This is a genomic window from Bacillus sp. SRB_8, from assembly GCF_003264205.1.
In the GTDB taxonomy this organism is placed as follows: domain Bacteria; phylum Bacillota; class Bacilli; order Bacillales; family Bacillaceae_G; genus Bacillus_A; species Bacillus_A mycoides.
On sequence record NZ_NADT01000003.1, the window covers coordinates 261,667 to 279,633 of the forward strand.

At 34.7% G+C, this 17,967-nt stretch carries 17 protein-coding genes and 1 pseudogene; 15 read left to right on the forward strand and 3 right to left on the reverse strand.

The genetic code is table 11. The features are described 5' to 3' along the window. Positions 1-155: 155 nt before the first annotated feature. A complete protein-coding gene (locus B5P40_RS01440) occupies positions 156-575 on the reverse strand; it encodes a GNAT family N-acetyltransferase (RefSeq protein ID WP_002189257.1) in 420 nt (139 codons plus the stop codon). Positions 576-903: 328 nt separating this feature from the next. Between B5P40_RS01440 and tnpA the strand changes: the two genes are divergently transcribed. The 4 genes from tnpA to B5P40_RS01460 all read left to right on the forward strand — a co-directional run bounded on the left by tnpA (position 904) and on the right by B5P40_RS01460 (position 4,471). Further along, positions 904-1,308, forward strand: a complete 405-nt coding sequence (gene tnpA / locus B5P40_RS01445; RefSeq protein ID WP_002031793.1) for an IS200/IS605 family transposase — start codon at positions 904-906, stop codon at positions 1,306-1,308. Between the two features lie 35 nt (positions 1,309-1,343). Next, entirely contained in the window at positions 1,344-2,699 is a 1,356-nt protein-coding gene (locus B5P40_RS01450; protein ID WP_113708733.1) for an RNA-guided endonuclease TnpB family protein, read from the forward strand. 342 nt (positions 2,700-3,041) lie between these two features. Beyond that, positions 3,042-3,176 carry a hypothetical protein gene (locus B5P40_RS33275; RefSeq protein WP_002086208.1) on the forward strand — a complete coding sequence of 45 codons (135 nt, stop codon included), beginning with the start codon at positions 3,042-3,044 and terminating at the stop codon, positions 3,174-3,176. Positions 3,177-3,451: 275 nt separating this feature from the next. Then, complete coding sequence (locus tag B5P40_RS01460; protein ID WP_002031308.1) at positions 3,452-4,471, forward strand: AI-2E family transporter; 1,020 nt, start codon at positions 3,452-3,454, stop codon at positions 4,469-4,471. A 46-nt stretch (positions 4,472-4,517) separates the two neighbouring features. Here the strand turns inward: B5P40_RS01460 and B5P40_RS01465 are convergent, their stop codons facing one another. Further along, complete coding sequence (locus tag B5P40_RS01465) at positions 4,518-4,802, reverse strand: YesK family protein (RefSeq protein WP_002189262.1); 285 nt, start codon at positions 4,800-4,802, stop codon at positions 4,518-4,520. 112 nt (positions 4,803-4,914) lie between these two features. After that, positions 4,915-5,859, reverse strand: a complete 945-nt coding sequence (locus B5P40_RS01470; RefSeq protein ID WP_002012312.1) for an L-lactate dehydrogenase — start codon at positions 5,857-5,859, stop codon at positions 4,915-4,917. 200 nt (positions 5,860-6,059) lie between these two features. Here B5P40_RS01470 and B5P40_RS01475 point away from each other — a divergent pair, with 200 nt between their 5' ends. The 11 genes and pseudogenes from B5P40_RS01475 (at position 6,060) to B5P40_RS01525 (ending at position 17,936) form a co-directional block, all read left to right on the forward strand. Then, on the forward strand, positions 6,060-7,508 hold the full coding sequence (locus B5P40_RS01475) for a flavin monoamine oxidase family protein (RefSeq protein WP_002189263.1): 1,449 nt from the start codon (positions 6,060-6,062) through the stop codon (positions 7,506-7,508). Between the two features lie 104 nt (positions 7,509-7,612). Next, positions 7,613-8,536 (forward strand): CobW family GTP-binding protein, encoded by a 924-nt coding sequence (locus B5P40_RS01480; protein WP_181150763.1) that lies wholly within the window; start codon positions 7,613-7,615, stop codon positions 8,534-8,536. A gap of 130 nt (positions 8,537-8,666) precedes the next feature. After that, positions 8,667-9,272: a TetR/AcrR family transcriptional regulator gene (locus B5P40_RS01485; protein WP_001290796.1), complete on the forward strand. Its 606-nt coding sequence runs from the start codon at positions 8,667-8,669 to the stop codon at positions 9,270-9,272. Positions 9,273-9,287: 15 nt separating this feature from the next. Continuing rightward, positions 9,288-10,783 (forward strand): annotated as a pseudogene (locus tag B5P40_RS01490) (o-succinylbenzoate--CoA ligase). Positions 10,784-10,787: 4 nt separating this feature from the next. Continuing rightward, positions 10,788-11,204, forward strand: a complete 417-nt coding sequence (locus tag B5P40_RS01495) for a MaoC family dehydratase (RefSeq protein WP_000606188.1) — start codon at positions 10,788-10,790, stop codon at positions 11,202-11,204. Continuing rightward, positions 11,204-12,199 carry a 3-oxoacyl-ACP synthase gene (locus tag B5P40_RS01500; RefSeq protein ID WP_113708734.1) on the forward strand — a complete coding sequence of 332 codons (996 nt, stop codon included), beginning with the start codon at positions 11,204-11,206 and terminating at the stop codon, positions 12,197-12,199. The genes B5P40_RS01495 and B5P40_RS01500 overlap by 1 nt, the downstream gene beginning before the upstream one ends. Positions 12,200-12,261: 62 nt before the next feature. After that, positions 12,262-14,058, forward strand: coding sequence for a 6-bladed beta-propeller (locus B5P40_RS01505; RefSeq protein ID WP_113708779.1), 1,797 nt, complete (start codon positions 12,262-12,264; stop codon positions 14,056-14,058). 234 nt (positions 14,059-14,292) lie between these two features. Further along, positions 14,293-15,510, forward strand: coding sequence for a substrate-binding domain-containing protein (locus tag B5P40_RS01510; protein WP_113708735.1), 1,218 nt, complete (start codon positions 14,293-14,295; stop codon positions 15,508-15,510). A gap of 91 nt (positions 15,511-15,601) precedes the next feature. Further along, positions 15,602-16,375, forward strand: coding sequence for an ABC transporter ATP-binding protein (locus tag B5P40_RS01515; protein WP_000149306.1), 774 nt, complete (start codon positions 15,602-15,604; stop codon positions 16,373-16,375). Further along, positions 16,353-17,054, forward strand: a complete 702-nt coding sequence (locus B5P40_RS01520) for a branched-chain amino acid ABC transporter ATP-binding protein (protein WP_001196706.1) — start codon at positions 16,353-16,355, stop codon at positions 17,052-17,054. The genes B5P40_RS01515 and B5P40_RS01520 overlap by 23 nt, the downstream gene beginning before the upstream one ends. Positions 17,055-17,075: 21 nt before the next feature. Then, positions 17,076-17,936 (forward strand): branched-chain amino acid ABC transporter permease, encoded by an 861-nt coding sequence (locus B5P40_RS01525; RefSeq protein ID WP_000382784.1) that lies wholly within the window; start codon positions 17,076-17,078, stop codon positions 17,934-17,936. Positions 17,937-17,967: the final 31 nt, after the last annotated feature.

Below are 17,967 nucleotides of genomic sequence, written 5' to 3' on the forward strand. Positions count from 1 at the left end.
AAAAGGTTAGATAAATGAAAGGACAGTACATATTAGTCATATATGTACTGTCCTTTCCTATGTAATGTTTAAACTCGATTGTGGAAAATGTTACTGCGAGAACAATTTCCTCCATATGAATCGATGTCTTTCCTTACAATCAATAATCTATATGTTTATTTTTTTGAAATGACAGTAAACATCCCCGTCATGTTTGGTGAGTAATCCTTAAAATCATATTTTTCATAGAACGATTCTTTACCTTGTGATGCAAATAAACCGACAAACGCCTTATCAGGTGCATTCTCATTTAAGTATGCAACCAAAAGATGCATTATTTCTTTCCCAATACCGTGTTTCTGATAATCTGGATGAACTACTATATCTTGAATATAGAAATAGATAGATCCATCACCAACAATTCTCCCCATGCCCACAATTTTTTCATTATCTTTGACCGTGATGCAGTGAATAGAATTCTTCAGTGAAGTTTCCACCACTTCAAAATTCATATAATTAGTCCATCCCACAGACTCGCACAAATATTTGTACTCTTCCAATGTTGGAATGTTATTTTTAAACTCATATTTTTTCAAAGTGTATCCTCCAAGTCCTCAAATTCAACAATTATAATAAATTCGACATTTTTCTATCTATTCCTCTTACGCAACTAAACTTCCGTTAGCTATTGAACATAGTCTATTTAATTTAGTACAGCTTATGTGTGTTAATTTATCCTTTTCGGCAAGAAGACTCCATCTGATTTGTGTTACGGGTGAAACCCAACAATTCAGGTGGAGATGAATTGCCGTCAGAAGGTAGGCTGAACTCTTTTGTTTCGTTCATAACAATTTTTTAAAGAGCGAATATTTGTTTCTTTTGCGTCTTGCGATATAATTAGTCGTAGATAAGGAGACAATATATATGACAACGAAATTAGATAATAATAATCATTCAGTGTTCTTACTCTACTATCATTTAGTTTTGGTTATTAAATACCGTAAAAAAGTGATGAACGATGAAATTTCAGATTATCTGAAAGAGCACTTCATTCGGTTGCTTGAGCCAAAAGGAATTACTGTAGAAGAATGGAATCACGATGAAGACCATGTTCACGTTTTGTTCCGTTCAGTTCCAAACATTGATTTGTCAAAAGCGATTAACAGTTACAAAAGTGTTAGTTCTCGTTTCGTGAAACGAGATTTTCCTAAGATAAAACATGATCTATGGAAAGAAATGTTTTGGTCTCGAAGTTATTGTCTTTTAACAACGGGCGGTGCACCTATAGGTTCTATCCGTAAGTACATTGAATCACAAGGAATGAAATGATTTTAATGAACCCCCTGAGAAAGGTGGTGAAAACAATGGGTAGAAAGAAAGCAGTGAAAGTATTACGTAAACAAAAGAAAAGAGAAAACATGCAACGCTTCACACAGAAACAGAATATCGGACGAGCTTGCCTTACTGCGAAAGAATTTCGTTTACTGCAACGCATGTCACATAGTTCAAAAGCGTTGCGAAATGTTGGATTGTACACGATTAAACAAAGTTATCTGAATAATAACAAGATGGCTACTGTAAAAGAAGTGGACACTGCCATGCAAGCCGATATGAACTACTCGGGCGTCCAATCAAACTCTGTTCAAGCGATTCGTAGAGCCTTATTTACAGAAGTAAAAAGCTTTTTTAAAGCATGGGAACAGTGGAAGAAAAAACCGGAAACATTCACAGGCCGTCCTAGGTTTCCGAATTATTCTGGTTCAACGGACAAACGAATCATTGAAATCTATCAAGTTCCAAAAGTGGATGATAACGGGTATTGGATGATTCCGATGAATGTGGCATTCAGAAAAAAATTCGGTTCCATTAAAATACGTATGCCTAAAAACGTAAGAAATAAAAAAATCTCCTACATTGAGATTGTACCGAAGCAAAAAGGTCGGTTCTTTGAGGTGCATTACACATATGAAATGCACGTTTCTCAAATGAAGAAGCAATCCACGACTACTAGTAACGCTTTGAGTTGCGATTTAGGTGTAGACAGATTAGTAAGTTGCGTAACAAATACAGGTGACACATTTTTAATTGATGGAAAAAAACTTAAATCCATTAACCAGTACTTCAACAAAATGATACGTAATCTGCAACTGAAAAATGTGGAAAATGGACTTTCAAAACGAGTTGTAACGAACAAAATGGCTGCACTTTGGCATAAACGAGAAAGACAAATAAATGGTTACATTTCACAAACTGTAGGTTTTTTGTTCAAAAAAGTGAAAGCATTCAGTATAGATACGGTTGTCGTAGGGTATAACACTGGTTGGAAACAAAAATCTGATATGGGAAAAAAGAATAACCAAAAATTTGTTCAAATCCCATTTCATAAACTGATTGCAGCAATTGAGAATAAATGTGTAAAAGAAGGCATCCGATTTTTGAAACAAGAAGAAAGCTATACTTCAAAAGCTAGTTTTCTTGACAAAGATAGGGTTCCAGTTTGGTCTAAGGAAGACAGGACGCATTATCGCTTTAGTGGCAAACGAATCACTCGTGGAATGTATCAAAGTAAATCAGGAAAATGTATTCACGCTGATATTAATGGTGCGTTGAATACATTGCAAAAATCAAAAGTTGTAGAATTGGATGACAATCTCAAAGTAAAAACGCCGATTCTATTAAAAGTGCAAAAACGTAAGGCTGTTGCTTTGTGCATAGCTTAGTGGGTGCGTCAACCATCCATGTGTACTCGACTTGTCGGGGCTTGTAGCACACGCCGGATTCATCTGAGTGGTGGCTTCTTCTATAAGGAAGAACTGCTCTTTTTCGAAAGGGTGGTGCAAGTGGGGAAACGATTGTTCGTTTCTAGTACCAACCAAAAACATACTTGGGGTGTTACTGTAAGGTGGCATGAATTCTAGAGCGTCAAACTGTCTAGCGATAGAAGAAAAGACCTAGCGTTCTAACTCAAGCCCCCACTGAAACGCTTCATCTCAGTGGGGGTAGTTGACAAGAGTTTAGGGAAGAAATATAAGAAATGATCTGGTGAAAAAGGAAGTGGAAATATGAGTGATGAGAAAAAATATACAGTGGTAGGTACTGATGTCGAGGAAGTAAAGCGTTTAAACAAAAATTCAGGGTTAACGTATAACCAAGTGAAGGAATTGTTAGCGAAGCAAATGCAAAAAAGAAATAATTAAGCTTTTCATTTAGCATTTTTCTAGAGAGAGTTAAGTAATAGATAACTCTCTTTTTTCGATATGAAAAATCTACTAAGGAGCAACAATCTAAAAATAGAAGATCTCCTAAAATATAGAGTTGATAAAGTAGTTTTTAGAAAAGTATTAGATAAAAAAATCCGACAATAAAAAAGAAAAAAAGGATTCTTTCCAATTAGTAAGAAAGATTGTCTATAGAAGTTCATAAAATGTAATATATCCGATTTCCATCCATTGAAGGGAGAGGTTAATTCTTAATGAATGAAGTGAAAAATTTCTTTCGAAGCAGAGGGTTTCAACGGTTTCTCGTTTTAATAATATTAGTGCTTGTATTGTATGGATTAAAAAGTATGATTAATTTAATATTAATTACGTTTATTCTCACGTTTTTGATGGATCGATTTCAAAAGTTTATTTCAAAAAAATTGAAAGTAAATAGGAAAGTGGTTATTGCTGGTTTATATATTGTGTTAGTGACGTTTATTGTAACTACACTATATAAATATTTGCCTGTATTAACGATACAAATTTCACAATTAATTTATCAATTTAAATTGTTTTTTCAAAACCCACCTGATAACGAGATAATTAAATATGCACTTTCGACAATTAATGGAATGGAAGTATCGAAATATATCGAACAAGGTGTAGATGTCATTTATCAATCGATAGCAAACATAGGAAAAGTCAGTTTACAAATACTACTTTCTCTTATTTTAAGCTTATTTTTCCTATTAGAAAAAGAACGCATTATAGCATTTACTTCGAAATTTAAAGATAGTAAGCTGAAAATTTTTTATGAGGAGATTGCATATTTCGGTGAAAGGTTTGCAAGATCGTTCGGAAAAGTGATTGAAGCACAGTTTTTAATTGCGGTTGTAAATTGTGTACTCACTGTAATTGCACTTGTCATTTTAGGATTTCCACAGCTTCTTGTATTGGCTGTCATGGTCTTTCTACTCGGTTTGATTCCGGTTGCTGGTGTTATTATTTCCTTGTTTCCACTTTGTATCATTGCCTATAACGTCGGCGGGGTTGTGTATGTTGTTTACATACTAGTGTTCATTACAGTAATCCACGCTCTTGAAAGTTATTTATTAAATCCAAAATTTATGTCTGCAAAAACGAATTTACCTGTTTTTTATACATTTATGATTCTTATCTTTTCAGAGCATTTCCTCGGAATATGGGGGCTTATTATTGGGATTCCAATCTTTATCTTTTTATTAGATGTACTTGATGTAAATAATGATGAACCGATTAAAGATAATAAGTGATAGAAAATGACCGATGTTTTCTCTTGATGAAAACATCGGTCATTTATTATTTTTTCTTTGGAGGAGGTAGTTTAATGAAGGTATTTGCAATTAAAGCTATAATAGCTGCAGCAAAAATAAAGACTGCGATTACACTAACTCCCATACCTGCCCATCCTCCTACAAGGAAGATACTTATCGGTATTGCTAACAAGCTTAAAATAATTAGAATCAATCCGAGATTCTTATCATATTTTTTAGTTGGAAATAGCGTTCTGATGATTAAGAAGAGGAAAAGTATTAAGGATGCTACAGCTAGCAAGAGGATTGCAATCGTCAAAGAATCATTCATGAAATCACCCCTTTTTATAGATAATATTACCGTTTAAATTGAGGGGGAACTATAAAAATATAAAAAAGCAATCCAATATAAATCGGATTGCTTTTTTGATTGAAAAATATGATTAAAGAACAGGAGCCATTGTTTCTTTCAACACTTGAACAGAGTGATCGAATTTTAATTCTTCCTCTTCACTTAGTTCAACTTCTAAAATTTCACGAACACCGCCGCGGTTTAAAACAGCAGGTACGCCGATATAAACATCTTGTTGGCCGTATTGACCTTCAAGATATGCTGATACAGTTAATACGCTGTTTTCATTGCTTAAGATTGCTTTCGTAACACGTAAAAGTGACATGCCGATGCCGTAGTATGTAGCACCTTTTCGTTCAATAATGTGATAAGCTGCATCACGAACGTTTACGAAAATATCATCTAAATCTTTTTGGTTATATGTGTTGTCTTTTTCAAGAAGCGTTTGTAGTTTTTGAATACCAATTGATACGTGACTCCACACAGGAAGTTCTGTATCACCATGCTCTCCGATAATATAAGCGTGAATGTTATGAGGTCCAATATCGAAGTACTCACCTAACATATAGCGGAAACGAGCTGAGTCAAGAGTTGTACCAGAACCGATTACGCGTTCTTTCGGTAAACCAGATTCTTTCCAAGTTACGTAAGTTAAAATATCTACAGGGTTCGTTGCGATTAAGAAGATGCCATCAAAGCCGCTATCCATAATGCTACGAACAATTTGCTTGAAAATTTTAGCGTTTTTCTCAACTAAATCTAAGCGTGTTTCACCTGGCTTTTGTGGCAATCCAGCTGTAATTACAACAAGATCTGCGTCTTTACAATCTTCATAACTACCTTTCCAAACTTTTGTTGGAGCTGGTGCGAAAGGAACGGCATGGCTTAAGTCCATTGCTTCTCCTTCAGCTTTTGCTTCATTTACATCCACTAAAACAAATTCTTCAGCTACAGCTTGGTTAATCATGCAGTAAGCATAACTACACCCAACTGCTCCTGTTCCTACTAATACAACACGGTTAATACCTTTTTTCATTTCAAAATTCCTCGCAATTTCATTAATTTTATTATGTAAGATAATACGTCTTACTTCTATAGTTTCATATCTATTTTATTACATTTTATAAAAGATATTCAAGTAATTGAAAATGTATCCGCTCAATTACTTTAATGAAACATAGGAATCCTGTTAAACGAATATAATTCATTAAAATCCTTCATAAAAGGGGAATTGGCATGGGGAATCCATTATCGATGGAAGAAATGCTTCAAATTATTCATGAAGGGCTTGCCAAAACAAATAACCCCAAACGGATTACAATTGCCGGTGCAGGGATGTCTGGATTAGTTGCAGCATCTTTATTAAAAGAGGCTGGACACGAGGTAACGATTATAGAAGCGAATAACAGAATAGGTGGCAGGGTGTATACGATTCGTGAACCATTTAGCGCAGGGTTATATTTTAACGCAGGCCCTATGCGTATTCCGGATACTCATGATTTAACTTTAGCCTACATTCATAAATTTAAACTACCGTTAAACCTTTTTATTAATAAAACTTCTTCAGATATAATTTATACGAATAACAAAAGAACGAGATTGGATGTGTTTGAAAAGGATCCAAGTGTACTTGGATATCCAGTTTTAGATAAAGAAAGAGGGAAAACAGCAGAAGGGTTAATGTTAGAGGTATTGGAACCGATACTTAATTATATTAAGAAAACTCCTAATAAAAACTGGATTATTGTTGAAAAAAAGTATAAAACATATTCGCTCGGTTCATTTTTAACCGAGTATTATTCAGATGGGGCAATAGATATGATCGGAGTACTTCTTGATATGGAAGCATACATGGGAATGTCATTAATTGAAGTATTACGCGAAATGATCTTTTTCACTTCAACGACGAAATATTATGAGATAACGGGCGGAATGGATAAATTACCAAATTCATTTTTACCAGAGCTAAAGGATAATATTTTTATGTCGTATAAAGTAGAAAAAATTATACAGGAAGATAATAAAGTAATGATGCAAGTAACACATGAACAAACGTTAAATTCATTTATAGTAACTGGTGACATCGCTATTGTCACAATTCCATTTTCAGCTTTGCGATTTGTAGAAGTTCAGCCATATCATTTATTCTCTTATTATAAAAGGCGGGCAATTCGTGAATTAAATTATATTGCTTCAACTAAAATTGCGATAGAGTTTAAAAGTAGATTTTGGGAAAGAGCAGGACAATATGGTGGTAAGTCAATTACAGATTTACCTATCCGCTTTACATATTATCCGAGCTACGGCATTCATACACCAGGGGCGGCTATCGTTTTAGTGAGTTATACGTGGGCAGATGAGGCGTTAACGTGGGATAGTCTCTCGAATAGAGAACGTATTCGTTATGCGTTGAAAAATTTAGCGCAAATATATGGAAATGTGGTTTATAGTGAGTATGTTGCGGGAGAATCTTTTAGCTGGAGTCAAAATCCGTATTCTTGCGGAGCATTTACAGCTTTTGAACCAGGGCAAGAGCTTGAATTGTTTCCATATATTACGCCGCCAGCGGGTAGAGTGCACTTTGCAGGAGAACATACGACATTAACACATGGATGGATGCAAGGGGCAATCGAGTCTGGAATTAGAGTTGCTCATGAAGTGAATGGAAATGAAACGATAATCTAGCAGTTTTGTTTACAAATAGGTATTCTTTTAATAAAATGATAAATATAAATCGTAATAATTACGCTTTGAAGAAATTTGAAGTAGAGAAATGGATGGTCGGTCGAATGAGTAAAGTAGAAATTCATATATTAGGTGGTTTTTTAGGTAGCGGAAAATCAACATTGCTGCAAAATTTATTATTAGCAGAAAAGAAGAAAAATCGAAAAGTTGCAGTTTTGATGAATGAAATCGGTGAATACTCGGTAGATACAGATATTATTGGAAAAGAGAATGTGTTAAGGGAACTTCTGAAAGGATGTATTTGTTGTACGTTAAAAGAAGAGCTTGAAATTCAATTACATTCTTTATATCAACAAGAAAGACCAGATGTAATTTATATAGAAACAACAGGTGTCGCACATCCAATTGAAGTGTTAGATGCATGTGTATCACCAATTTTAGCTCCTTTCCTTGAAGTGAAATCAATTGTCGTCGTTTTAGATGCAGTAAGATGGTTAAACCGAAGTATATTAAGTGCAAATGTACAACAGCTATTACATGAGCAAATGAAATATGGAAGTCATATTCTTATTAATAAATCAGATTTATTAACAGATTCGGATAAGAACAAAGTACTTGAAGACGTGAAAGCAATAAATAATCATGCGAAATTGTTTGAAACAAAATATTGTAATATATCTTTAGAAGACATAGAAGAAGCTGAATTTACGAATGATGGGGAACATGAGACACTACATGTCAAACAGCATTTACATATACAAACGATGACGTATCAATTTACGAAATCGATTGATCAAGATAAATTATACGAATGGCTTTCGAATTTACCAGATAGTATTTATCGTGTAAAAGGATTTGTGAAATTCCATGGAGATAAATACCCTCACTTATTCCAATATTCATTTGGCGTACCAACTTTACTGGAACAAGACTTCGGTTTCCCGACAAACTTGGTAGTAATAGGGGAAGGATTAGATAAGAAGCAATTGGTTGAGGGGTTAGAGAAAGTAGAACTTAATTCTAATTAAGATTAAAGGACTAACTTCAAAATAAGTTAGTCCTTTTTTGTATGTAGAAAAACGCTTGCCGATTTTGTCTGATAAAAATAATTGAAAAATTCAGAAATATATTTATAATCAAATCTAAGAGGTGATTCAGGTGTCAGAAAAAATAATAATGGATGTAAAAAACCTAACAACAAAAGGGTTAGAAACGAGAGAGAAATTATTGTGTGCTGCAGAAGAGGTATTTGGTAATAAAGGATATTACGAAGCTTCTATCGTGAATATTACACAAGAAGCAACGGTAGCGCACGGAACTTTCTATAATTACTTTCCATCTAAAAAAGATATATTTGATGAATTGATTCGCAGATTGAACCGTGAGTTACGCTTAATTATTAAAGAAGAAATGAAGGGGATATCAAGTTATGAAGAGGCACAAAGAAGAGGTTTTCAGGCCTTTTTTCGATGGGTGAAAGATCGTCCTAATCTATATAACATTGTACAACAGGCGGTAGTTGTTGATGATAATTTATATAGATGGTATTATGCAAAGCTAGCAAATGGATTTTTAAAAAGTTTATCGGCTGGCATGGAAGCGGGAGAATTTAAACAACTTGATAAAGAAACAATTGCGTATTGTCTTATGTCAATTGGTCAATTTTTAGGAATGCGATGGGGCTATTGGGAAGAGAAAGATGTTCCGGAAGATGTATTTGAAGCAGCGATGTCATTAATATTTGAAGGATTGAGAAAGAGATAAGGGAGTGGGGAAAATATGCAAGGCATTGCTTATTGGATTGAAAAACGGGCCTATTTACATCCAGATCGCATTGCCATTATTACAGAAGAGGAGGAAATGACATATAAACAGTTACATGAGTATGTAAGTAAAGTAGCAGCATATTTAATTTACGACTTAAATGTGCAAAAAGGAGAGAGGATAGCTATTTTATCACAAAATAGCTTGGAATATATTGTACTTTTATTTGCTATAGCAAAGGTAGAATGTATTGCTGTTCCACTGAATATACGGTTAACAGAAAATGAACTTATATTTCAGTTAAAAGATAGTGGAGCTACAGTTTTATTTGTAGAGGAAACATTTCAAAATATGGCACTGTCAATGCAGAATGTAACATATGTACAAAGAGTTATTTCGATTAAAAGTTTAAAAGAAATAGAAGATAGAAAAATTGACAACTTTGAAGAGATAAATGAAAGCGCATCCTTTATTATATGTTATACCTCGGGGACAACAGGACAACCGAAAGGAGCTGTACTTACACAAGAGAATATGTTTTGGAATGCGCTTAATAATACATTTGCGATTGACCTAACTGTTCATGACCGCTCCATTGTGTTATTGCCTTTATTTCATATTGGTGGGATTGGTTTATTCGCATTTCCAACTTTATTTGCAGGTGGAATAATCATTGTTCCGAGAAAATTTGAGCCAACCATAGCTCTTTCTATGATAGAAAAATATAAAGTGACTGTTGTAATGGGAGTACCTACAATTCACCAAGCATTAATTAATTGCGCAAAGTTTGAAACTACAAATTTACAATCAGTTCGCTGGTTTTATAACGGTGGTGCACCATGTCCAGAAGAGTTGATGAGAGAATTTATAGATAGAGGATTTTTATTTGGTCAAGGCTTTGGTATGACTGAAACATCACCAACCGTATTTATGCTTTCAGAAGAAGATGCAAGACGTAAAGTAGGCTCAATTGGAAAACCTGTTCTGTTTTGTTTTGTGATTATGTACTTATTGATGAAAACAAAAATAAAGTTGAGATTGGTGAAGTTGGAGAGTTACTAATAAGAGGACCAAATGTAATGAAAGGGTATTGGAATCGGCCAGATGCAACAGAAGAAATGATTCAAGATGGTTGGTTATATACGGGAGATTTAGCTAAAGTTGATGAAGAGGGTTTTGTATACATTGTCGGTAGAAAAAAAGAAATGATAATTTCCGGTGGTGAAAATATTTATCCCCTTGAAGTAGAGCAAGTTATTAATAAACTATCAGAAGTATGTGAGGTAGCAGTAATTGGTACACAACATGTAAAGTGGGGAGAGATTCCAATCGCCTTTATTGTGAAAAAGAGTTGCAGTGTATTAACTGAAAAGGAAGTCATTGATCATTGTCGTTTATTTCTAGCCAAATATAAAGTTCCAAAAGAAATTGTGTTTCTAGAGGAATTGCCTAAAAATGCAACTGGTAAAATTCAAAAAGCACAGTTAGCAAATCAACTGAAAAGTAGGTGAAGGGATGATTATGTATAGTTCCGGTCAACAGGCATCATGTAGTAAAACAATAACAGAAACGGATTTTGTATTATTTGCGGGTTTGAGCGGGGATTTTAATCCAATTCATATTGATCATGAGTATGCAAAACAAACTAGATTTAATCAAAGAATCGCACATGGTTTATTAACTTCTAGTTTATTATCACAATTGTTAGGCGTTCATTTACCAGGAAAGGGTTCCGTTTATATGGAACAAACTATTAAATTTACAGCGCCAGTTTTTATAGGAGATACGATTACAGCTACGGCAACAGTACAAGAATTTATGATAGAAAAGAGAGTTTTGAAATTGTTAACTGAGTGTCATAACCAAAAAGGAGATTTAGTGTTAACGGGTGTAGCGACTATGATGGTGCCAAAAAAAGGAGGAATTGTCTAATGAGAATTGGGATTGAAGCAACTGGTGTTTTCTTCCCAAAAGACGTAGAGACGGCCGCAGATTTATCTAAAAAAACAGGTATTCCTGAGAATATTATTATAGAAAAGTTTGGGTTATATGAAAAACATGTCGCAGACGAAACGATGCATGCATCAGATTTAGCTATTGCTGCTGCAAAGCCAATATTATTACAAGTAGATCCTCAATCTATTGATGTAGTCATTTATTTTGGCAGTCCACATAAAGATTACCACGTATGGTCTAGTGCCCCAAAAATTCAGCATGAACTTGGATTGAAAAATGCTTATGCTTTTGAAATTATGAATGTTAGTTCTTGCTTTGCAATCGCTCTCAAAGTCGCAAAGGATATGCTCTACTCTGATAAATCAATTGAAAATATATTATTAGTAGGTGGATGTAAAGAATCTCAAATTGTAGATTATGATAATCCACGCTCACGTTTTATGTTTAATTTTGCTGATGGCGGAAGTGCAGCTTTAGTAAAAAAGGGAGCTAGCAACGGTGAAATATTAGGCAGTGCGATTATAACGGATGGTTCATTTCATGACGATGTTCGTATTCCAGCTGGTGGATCGAAGCAGGTTGCGAGCTATGATACAGTTGAGAATCGACAACATTATATTGATGTAATAGATCCTATTAGTATGAAAGAACGTTTAGATCCAATTTCAACCCCTAATTTTGATAAGGTTATTCGGGAGGCGTTAAGAAAAAGTGGATTTACTCCTAAAGATATTAAAGTATTGTTACCACTGCATACAAAACGCTCTATGCTAATAGAATTGTTACAGGGACTGGGCTTAGTAGAAGAGCAAGTTGTATATTTAGATCATTATGGGCATATGTCAGCACTTGACCCATGTATAGGTCTTCATTTTGCAAATGAGCAAGGGAAATTACAGCCTGGAGATATTGCAGTAGTGGTTAGTGCAGGTACTGGGTATACTTGGGCAGCTACTGTGATTAGATGGTAGTAAGCATGGATTTTATCAAAAAAATTATATGTTGTTTTTTCATTGTTATTGTGAGTCTAGGGATGTTTGCTTCTGTAGGAAGTGCCTCTGCTGTAAAATATGTGAAATCATGGGGGAGTGAGCTAGATACTTCTAAGTTACTAAGGACACCAGTGGCGATGGCAAGGGATGCAAAAGGATTTTTGTATGTTGTTGATATGGGGAATAATAGGATTTTGAAAATAGATAAGAATGGAGAAGTTGTTGATGCTATAGGATCTTTAGGTGAAGGTCCGGGACAGTTTAATATGCCATTTGGTATTGCTGTTGATAAAGAAGGTAACATTTTAGTTGCGGATACAGCGAATTATCGTATTCAAAAATTTAATGAGGAGTTTCAATTTATTAAAAGTTGGGGCACAAAAGGTAAAGGAAGTGAGCAGTTCTCGTTTCCTAGGGAAATTGCAGTAGATAGCGATAACAATTACTATATTACGGATGAATACAATCATCGTATTCAAAAATATAGCCCGGATGGACAGTATATTCAAACAATAGGGAGTTATGGAAAGGCGAATGGAGAAGTGGCTTTACCACAAGGAATTGCGATAAATAAACAAGACGAGGTCTATATTGCAGACACATATAACAATCGTATTCAAGTGTTTGATAAAAAAGGGGAGTTTCAGCGAGTAATCGGAACAGGAATTGCAGGTTTAGGCCCATATCAATTCTACCATCCAAGAGGAATAAATTTTGACTCAACATCTGGATCGCTATATGTAGCAGATACATATAACAATCGGATAATGAAATTTACAAATAAAGATCAATTTTTATATACAGTAGGTAACTTTTTTCAGTTTGTTTATCCTAATCAAGTTTTTCCGGATGGTAAAGGGAATATCTATATAACAGATACGGGAAATAATCGTGTACTTTTATATAATGAGGTAGGCCTAACAGCGGTAATGAAGAAAACCATAGGTAATGAAAGGAATGGAAATACACAATATGCAGGACCTTATGATGTCGAAAGAGACACGAATGGAAATGTTTTTGTATCTGATTCTTTTAATCATCGAATTTTGAAATATGATATATCTGGGAAGATTGTTGCTAAGTGGGGAAGTTTATTTGGTACTGGTGGGCCACTTGGGTTCGGAAGTCTTCCAGGACAGTTTTTTGTTCCAAGACAGATTGCAACGGATCGTTACAATAATGTGTATGTATCTGATTCTGTAAATCATCGTATCCAAAAATTCACCAATTCAGGGATAGCGCTTGCTTCATATGGTTCATTTGGAGTATTACCAGGTTTTTTTCAATTTCCATCTGGAATAGCTATTGATAGTAAAGGAAACATATTTATAGCTGATTCAGAAAATCATCGTATTCAAAAATTTAATCCATTCTTTGTATATATGAAAGAATGGGGGAGAAAAGGAAGTAGAGAGGGAGAGTTTTTTCAACCTATGCAATTAGCAATTGATTCAAAAGATAATGTTTATGTTGTTGATCGGATTAATAATAGGGTTCAAAAATTTGATAATGAGGGTAATTTTCTTACAAAATGGGGTACAAATCATGGAGCTGGAAACTTAGATCCACTAGAAAATTGGAGAGAGGGTCCAGGAGATCTTTTTTTGCCAATAGGAATTGAAATCGATATAAATAATACGGTATATGTCACAGATACTTCTAATAATCGTGTGAATATTTACAATGAAAATGGGAATTTTTTAGAGTCTTTTGGAAGTTTTAATGGTATGTCAGGGCAGTTTTTCTCACCACAAGGAATAGATGTGGATAGTCAAGGGAATATCATTATTACAGATGGTTTACTCCAAAGAATTCAATTTTTTAAGAAAGCTAATTAATATTGGAGACTCAAAATGCTTGTTAGAAAGGATAGAAGTTTAATAGTTTGGGAATGCGGTATAGGTAGGAATAAAATATTTATATGAAATTGTAAAGGTGTTTAATGGAAATCGGAGAAGATACATGTATACTAACAATCTCGTTTATATTATTCAAAGGAAAAGTCATAATTACGGATGGGTAACTTTGGCGTGTTTGACTCTATCAGAAAGTAAAGTATGGGGAGGATCACAATGTCGATGAAAAAACGTAAATGGCTAAAAATGGTGGCTGCTGGTTGTGTTTTAGGTTCGTTATTAATAACGGCAGCTTGTTCAGGAAAGAAAACAAGTACAGAGGATGAAAAGACGATTAAGGTAGGGGTTCTTGCTTCATTAACAGGTCCATTAGAATCATATGGAAAACAAACAGTGAACGGATTTGAATTAGGGTTAGACTATGCAACTGGTGGAACTGGGAAAGTGGAAGGGAAGAAGATTAAGTTTGTTGTAGAAGATACGGAAACGAAAGCTGATGTAGCGGTTAAAAAAGCTACGAAGTTATTAGAAGAAGAGAAAGTCGATTTTTTAGTCGGATCGTCTAGTTCAAGTGATACATTAGCGGTTTTACCACTTGCAGAGGAATATGAAAAAATAATGGTTGTAGAACCAGCAGTAGCTGATAGTATTACCGGGAAGAACTGGAATAAATATATTTTTAGAACAGGTAGAAATTCATCTCAAGATGCAGTCGCTGGTGCTGCGGCAATTGCTAAAAAAGATGTAAAAATAGCAACGTTAGCACAAGATAATGCTTACGGCCGTGAGGGAATTGCGGCATTTAAAGCTGGAGCGAAGAAATTAGGTGCGAATATTGTAAACGAGCAATATGCTGATACAAATTCGACTGACTTCACTGCAAATATTCAAAATATTATTAGCTCAAAACCAGATTATTTATTTATCGTTTGGGCAGGTGCGAATTCACCTTGGAAACAGTTAAAAGATATGAATGTGGAAGCGCAGGGTATTAAAATTTCTACCGGTGCACCAGATATACCGGCATTAAAAACGATGGATGCGTTAGTAGGAATGCAAGGTTTTTCTGTTTATTATCACACACTTCCGAAAAATAAGGTGAATGATTGGTTAGTTGAAGAACATAAAAAACGATTTAATGGTGCGGTGCCAGATTTATTTACAGCAGGAGGAATGTCAGCGGCAATTTCAATTGTAGAAGCTTTAAAGAAAACAAAAGGTGATACAGATGTAGATACATTGATTAAGAAAATGGAAGGAATGGAATTTGATACACCGAAAGGAAAGATGAAATTTAGAGAGAAGGATCATCAAGCGATGCAGACACTTTATTCTATCACATTGAAAAAGCAAGATGGTGTTGATTATCCGGTGCCAGTATTAGAGCGAGAATTAACGATGAAAGAGACAGAACCCCAAGTTCAAAGTAAATAGATTGAATTTTCTGTTGTTTTTGTATAAAGAGGGAGTACACCCTCTTTATACGTATTTCTTTCATACTTAAAGCTTTAAAGGGAGGGATTTCGTGACACATTTGCTAGAAACGAAAAATCTTTGCGTATCTTTTGGCGAGCATCATGTTATTAAGGATGTGAATTTAACAGTACAAAAAGGAAAGCTCATTTCAATTATTGGACCAAATGGTGCAGGAAAGACAACGCTATTCAATTTACTAAGTGGACAAATTTCTCCAACAAAGGGTGAAGTATATTTTAAAGGACAAGAGATTACAAATTTATCAATTTCGGATCGTACTCGATTAGGAATTGGTCGTTCTTTTCAACTTACAAATATATTCCCAGAGTTAACGGTACTTGAAAATGTTCGTTTAAGTGTTCAATCATTTGTGCAAGATTACTATAGTTTTTTTCCGAGTTCGGCAAAATTTAAGCAACAAGTTGGAGAGGCGAGACGTTTCTTAAAAACAGTATTACTTCACGAGAAAGAACATGTATTAGCGAAAGATCTAGCGCATGGGGAAAAACGAAAGTTAGAGCTTGCGATGTTATTAGCTTTAAAAACGGATGTGTTACTACTTGATGAGCCGACGGCAGGTATATCAGTTGAGGAGGTACCGGCTATTTTACAAGTGATTGAAAATATTAAGAAACATCCAGAGAGTACAATTGTACTTATTGAACACAAAATGGATATGGTACTAGGTTTGTCAGACCATCTTATCGTTTTATTCCATGGAGAGTTATTGGCTGAAGGTTTGCCCGAAGAAATGATGAAAGATGAGCGTGTACAAAGTGCTTATTTAGGGGGATTATATAGTGGCACTATTACAAGTGAATAATATAGAGACGTATTTAGATCAGTTTCATATTTTACAAGGGGTATCTCTTACTGTTGAGAAAGGAACGATTACTGTACTGTTTGGAAGAAATGGGGCAGGGAAGACTACGACATTACGTTCGGTTATGGGATTTCACCATATCGCACATGGTGAAATTTATTATGATAGTACACAAGTAAATGGATTATCTACACATTTAATTTCAAGGAAAGGAATAGGGTATGTACCAGAAAATCAAGGTATTTTTCACGACCTGACAGTAGAAGAAACATTCGCTCTTGCTAGGGGGAAGGGAGAAGAAGCGGAAGAAAAAATAGACTGGATGCTTGAATTATTTCCAGATTTAAAGCAATTTTGGCACAAAAAAAGCGGACTCTTAAGCGGAGGGCAAAAGCAAATGCTAGCAATTTCAAGAGCATTTATTAATAGTGATGGTTTATTACTTATTGATGAGCCGAGTAAAGGCTTGTCGCCCATTATGATAGAAAAATTAATGATAGCCATTTTGAAAATGAAAGAGAAAACAACAGTTTTACTCGTTGAACAAAACTTTATGATGGCTAGTCAAATTGGTGATTACTTTTATATTATGGATAACGGAAGAATTGTTCATAACGGTTTTATGCATGAATTAAAAGAGGATAAGGAAATGTGTCACAAATATTTAGGAATCTCTTAACATGAATCCGGGGTGAGAAGGATGGATGTGTTAATCAATTTATTTGTAAATGGGATTTCAACAGGGATGCTCATTTTTTTATTAGCGTCAGGTCTTTCACTTATTTTCGGTTTAATGAGCGTTCTAAACTTCGCACATGGTGGGTTATTTGCATGGGGAGCTTTTACAGGTGTATGGATATTTAATACAACTGGAAGCTATTTACTCGCTTTAATTGGAGCAATTGCTATGGGGATGTTTCTTGGATTCATTTTAGAAAGATTCCTTATTAGACCGGTATATGGAAATCATGTTCGCCAGCTTCTTGTGACGCTTGGAGGAATGCTTGTACTTAGTGAATGTATTAAAGTATTTTGGGGGCCAAATCCAATTGGTGCTAAATTACCGTTATGGTTACAAGGTAGTTATACATTTGAAGGCGTTATATTAATTAAATATCGTCTATTCGTTATTTTAATTGGGATCATCATTTACATTGCCTTACTATTATTGCTCAAAAAAACAAAGATAGGACTTATGATTCGCGCTGGTGTAATGGATAAAGAGATGGTTCAAGCGCTCGGTATTAATGTAAAAGCGATATTTTCTTTCGTCTTTTTATTAGGAGCAGGGATGGCGGCTTTGGGAGGCTTCTTATTAGCACCGTATTCAGGTGTTATTTTCGCCGAGATGGGTATGCAGTATGCGATTTTAGCTTTTATAGTAGTGATAATTGGAGGATTAGGAAGCGTACAAGGTTCAGCAATCGCTTCTTTAATTGTTGGATTAGCTGGTGCTTTTACAGCATATTTTATACCGGATTTATCACTTGCAATTAATATGTTAATGTTACTATTTTTCTTAATAGTGAAGCCAACGGGACTTGTTGGTGAAAAGGGGTGAAATGGTGAACAGCACATCGAATCGAATTAAA

Coding starts and splice junctions, on each gene's coding strand:
- B5P40_RS01460 (WP_002031308.1), top strand. CDS start 3,452: ATGAATGAAGTGAAAAATTTCTTTCGAAGCAGAGGGTTTCAACGGTTT.
- B5P40_RS01525 (WP_000382784.1), top strand. CDS start 17,076: ATGGATGTGTTAATCAATTTATTTGTAAATGGGATTTCAACAGGGATG.
- tnpA (WP_002031793.1), top strand. CDS start 904: ATGACAACGAAATTAGATAATAATAATCATTCAGTGTTCTTACTCTAC.
- B5P40_RS01495 (WP_000606188.1), top strand. CDS start 10,788: ATGATTATGTATAGTTCCGGTCAACAGGCATCATGTAGTAAAACAATA.
- B5P40_RS01450 (WP_113708733.1), top strand. CDS start 1,344: ATGGGTAGAAAGAAAGCAGTGAAAGTATTACGTAAACAAAAGAAAAGA.
- B5P40_RS33275 (WP_002086208.1), top strand. CDS start 3,042: ATGAGTGATGAGAAAAAATATACAGTGGTAGGTACTGATGTCGAGGAA.
- B5P40_RS01470 (WP_002012312.1), bottom strand. CDS start 5,859: ATGAAAAAAGGTATTAACCGTGTTGTATTAGTAGGAACAGGAGCAGTT.
- B5P40_RS01505 (WP_113708779.1), top strand. CDS start 12,262: ATGTTTGCTTCTGTAGGAAGTGCCTCTGCTGTAAAATATGTGAAATCA.
- B5P40_RS01510 (WP_113708735.1), top strand. CDS start 14,293: ATGTCGATGAAAAAACGTAAATGGCTAAAAATGGTGGCTGCTGGTTGT.
- B5P40_RS01500 (WP_113708734.1), top strand. CDS start 11,204: ATGAGAATTGGGATTGAAGCAACTGGTGTTTTCTTCCCAAAAGACGTA.
- B5P40_RS01475 (WP_002189263.1), top strand. CDS start 6,060: ATGGGGAATCCATTATCGATGGAAGAAATGCTTCAAATTATTCATGAA.
- B5P40_RS01480 (WP_181150763.1), top strand. CDS start 7,613: ATGAGTAAAGTAGAAATTCATATATTAGGTGGTTTTTTAGGTAGCGGA.
- B5P40_RS01465 (WP_002189262.1), bottom strand. CDS start 4,802: ATGAATGATTCTTTGACGATTGCAATCCTCTTGCTAGCTGTAGCATCC.